The following is a 2887-nucleotide window of genomic DNA, read 5'->3' on the forward strand; positions in this document are numbered from 1 at the left end:
GATGAACTCGAGCCAGCCCTCGAGGGTGCGGATCTAGGCCTCGGGCGCAGGATCGCGCTTGAGGAGCGTCACCAGGCGCGCGACTTTCTCGCGCAACGCGCGGCGGTCGACGATCATGTCGATGGCGCCCTTCTCGAGCAGGAACTCGGAGCGCTGGAAGCCCTCGGGCAGGGTCTCGCGCACCGTCTGCTCGATCACGCGCGGGCCGGCGAAGCCGATGAGCGCGCCGGGCTCGGCGATGACGACGTCGCCGATGAATGCGAAGCTCGCCGACACGCCGCCCATGGTGGGATCGGTGAGGATGGAGATGAACGGCTGGCGCGCGGCGGTGAGCTGGTGCAGCGCGGCGGTGGTCTTGGCCATCTGCATGAGCGAGAGGACGCCTTCCTGCATGCGCGCGCCGCCCGTGGCGGTGAAGCAGATGAACGGCAGGCCCTCGTCGCAGCACGCCTGCACGCCGCGAACGAAGCGCTCGCCGACCACCGAGCCCATGGAGCCGCCCATGAAATCGAATTCGAAGCACGCCGTGACGATCGGCAGGCTCATGAGCGAGCCGCCCATGACGACGAGCGCGTCGGTCTCGCCGGTGTTCTCGAGCGCGTCCTTCAGGCGTTCAGGTACTTCTTGCTGTCCCTGAACTTGAGCGCGTCGACCGGCAGCACTTCCTGGCCGATCTCGTAGCGGCCCTCGGCGTCGAGGAAGGCGTCGAGGCGCGCCCGCGCGCCGATGCGGTGGTGGTGCGCGCACTTCGGGCAGACGTTGATGTTCTTCTCGAGGTCGGTCTTGTAGAGCACCGTCTCGCACGACGGGCACTTGACCCACAGGCCTTCCGGAACGGTCCGCCGCTCGCTCGGATCGGTCTGCTGGATCTTCGGCGGCAGGAGTTTTTCGAGCCAGCTCATGGATGTCTTCCTTCGATGTTGCGGCTCAGGCGTCGAGCGCGCGGCGGATCTCGGCGATGAAGCCGGCGGCGACGGCCGGCGCTTCTTCTCGGCCGGCCGCCTCCAGCCGCTGCACGAGGGCGCTGCCGATGACCACCGCGTCGGCCACGTCGGCCACGGCGCGCGCCGTCTTCGCATCGCGGATGCCGAAGCCGACCCCGACCGGAACCTTCACGTGCTGGCGGATGCGCGGGATCATGTGCTTCACGGCGTCGATGTCGAAGTGACCGGCACCGGTCACGCCCTTGAGCGACACATGGTAGACGTATCCGCTGCCCACGGCGCCGACGCTGGCGATGCGTGCATCGCTCTAGGTCGGCGCCAGCAGGAAGATCGGGTCCATGCCGTTGCGCTTGAGCAGGGCGGCGAACTCGACCGACTCCTCAGGCGGGTAGTCGACGACCAGCACTCCGTCCACGCCGGCCGACTTCGCATCGGCGACAAAGCGCTCCACGCCGAAGCGCTCGACCGGGTTGGCGTAGCCCATCAGGACGACGGGCGTACGCTCGTCCCGGGCGCGAAAGGCGCTCACCATCGCCAGGACCTGGGGCATGCCGATGCCGCGCGCCAGGGCGCGCTCGCTCGCCTTCTGGATCACCGGTCCGTCGGCCATGGGGTCGCTGAAGGGCACGCCGAGCTCGATGACGTCGGCGCCGGCCTCGGCCATCGCCAGAATGATGGCCGCGGTGGTGTCGGCGTGAGGGTCGCCGGCGGTCACATAGGGAATGAGGGCCTTGCGGCCGCGGGCGCGAAGGGCGGCAAAGGTGGCGTCGATGCGGCTCATCGAAGCGGGCGCGCGTCGAGCTCGGCGACCGTGGCGATGTCCTTGTCGCCGCGGCCGGAGAGATTGACGAGCAGGTGCTGGTCGCTTCGCATGGTCGCCGCCAGCTGCATCGCGTAAGCGACGGCATGGCTCGACTCGAGGGCCGGGATGATGCCCTCGGTGCGGCAGAGGCGGTGGAACGCGGCCAGCGCGTCGTCGTCGGTGATGCCGACGTACTCGGCCCGGCCGATGTCGTGCAGCCAGGCGTGCTCCGGGCCCACGCCCGGGTAGTCGAGACCGGCCGAGATCGAGTGCGTCTCGATGATCTGGCCGTTCGCGTCCTGCAGGAGGTAAGTGCGGTTGCCGTGCAGCACGCCGGGGCTGCCGGCGCTGATCGACGCCGCATGCCGGCCGCTCTGCAGGCCCTCGCCGGCCGCCTCGACGCCGATCAGCCGCGTCTGCTCGCGCCCGATGTACGGGTAGAAGATGCCCATGGCGTTGCTGCCGCCGCCGACGCAGGCGATCACCGCGTCGGGCTGCCGGCCCGCAGGCCCGCCGAGGCTCTCGATCATCTCCGGCATCTGCACCAGGCACTCGTCGCCGATGACGCGCTGGAAGTCGCGCACCATCGTCGGGTACGGGTGCGGGCCCGCCACGGTGCCGATGATGTAGAAGGTGTTCTCGACGTTCGTGACCCAGTCGCGCAGGGCTTCGTTCAGCGCGTCCTTCAACGTCCTCGAACCGCTCTCCACCGGCACCACGGTGGCGCCCAACAGGTGCATGCGATAGACGTTGGGCGACTGGCGCTTGACGTCCTCGCTGCCCATGTAGACCACGCACTCCATGCCGTAGCGCGTGATCGCCGAGACGGGCGCCGGCCAGCACGGCGTGGCCAGCGCGACGGTCGCCGCGCGCTACGGCATGGAGTGCGTCGTGTACATGGGCGCCGAGGACGTGAAGCGCCAGTCGCCCAACGTCTATCGGATGCACCTGCTCGGCGCGACCGTGGTGCCGGTCGAAAGCGGCTCGAAGACCTTGAAGGACGCGCTCAACGAAGCGCTGCGCGACTGGGTCACCAACGTCGAGAACACCTTCTACATCATCGGCACGGTGGCGGGGCCGCACCCGTACCCGATGCTGGTGCGCGACTTCCAGCGCGTGATCGGCGACGAGTGCGTGATGC

Annotated in this window: 4 pseudogenes; 1 reads left to right on the forward strand and 3 read right to left on the reverse strand. The window is 69.1% G+C overall.

Annotated elements, in window-relative coordinates:
* Positions 1-33 precede the first annotated feature (33 nt).
* The 3 pseudogenes from accD to trpB form a co-directional block, all read right to left on the reverse strand.
* Positions 34-902 (reverse strand): annotated as a pseudogene (gene accD, locus AC30N0_RS16120) (acetyl-CoA carboxylase, carboxyltransferase subunit beta).
* Between the two features lie 25 nt (positions 903-927).
* A pseudogene (trpA, locus tag AC30N0_RS16125) lies at positions 928-1725 on the reverse strand (tryptophan synthase subunit alpha).
* A pseudogene (trpB, locus tag AC30N0_RS16130) lies at positions 1722-2558 on the reverse strand (tryptophan synthase subunit beta); the annotation flags it as partial. The pseudogenes trpA and trpB, both read right to left, overlap by 4 nt.
* Between trpB and AC30N0_RS16135 the strand changes: the two are divergent.
* Positions 2557-2887, forward strand: a pseudogene (locus tag AC30N0_RS16135) (pyridoxal-phosphate dependent enzyme); the annotation flags it as partial. The pseudogenes trpB and AC30N0_RS16135 sit on opposite strands and share 2 nt — an antisense overlap.

This window comes from Rhizobacter sp. (assembly GCF_031412495.1).
Taxonomy (GTDB): Bacteria; Pseudomonadota; Gammaproteobacteria; order Burkholderiales; family Burkholderiaceae_C; genus Schlegelella_A.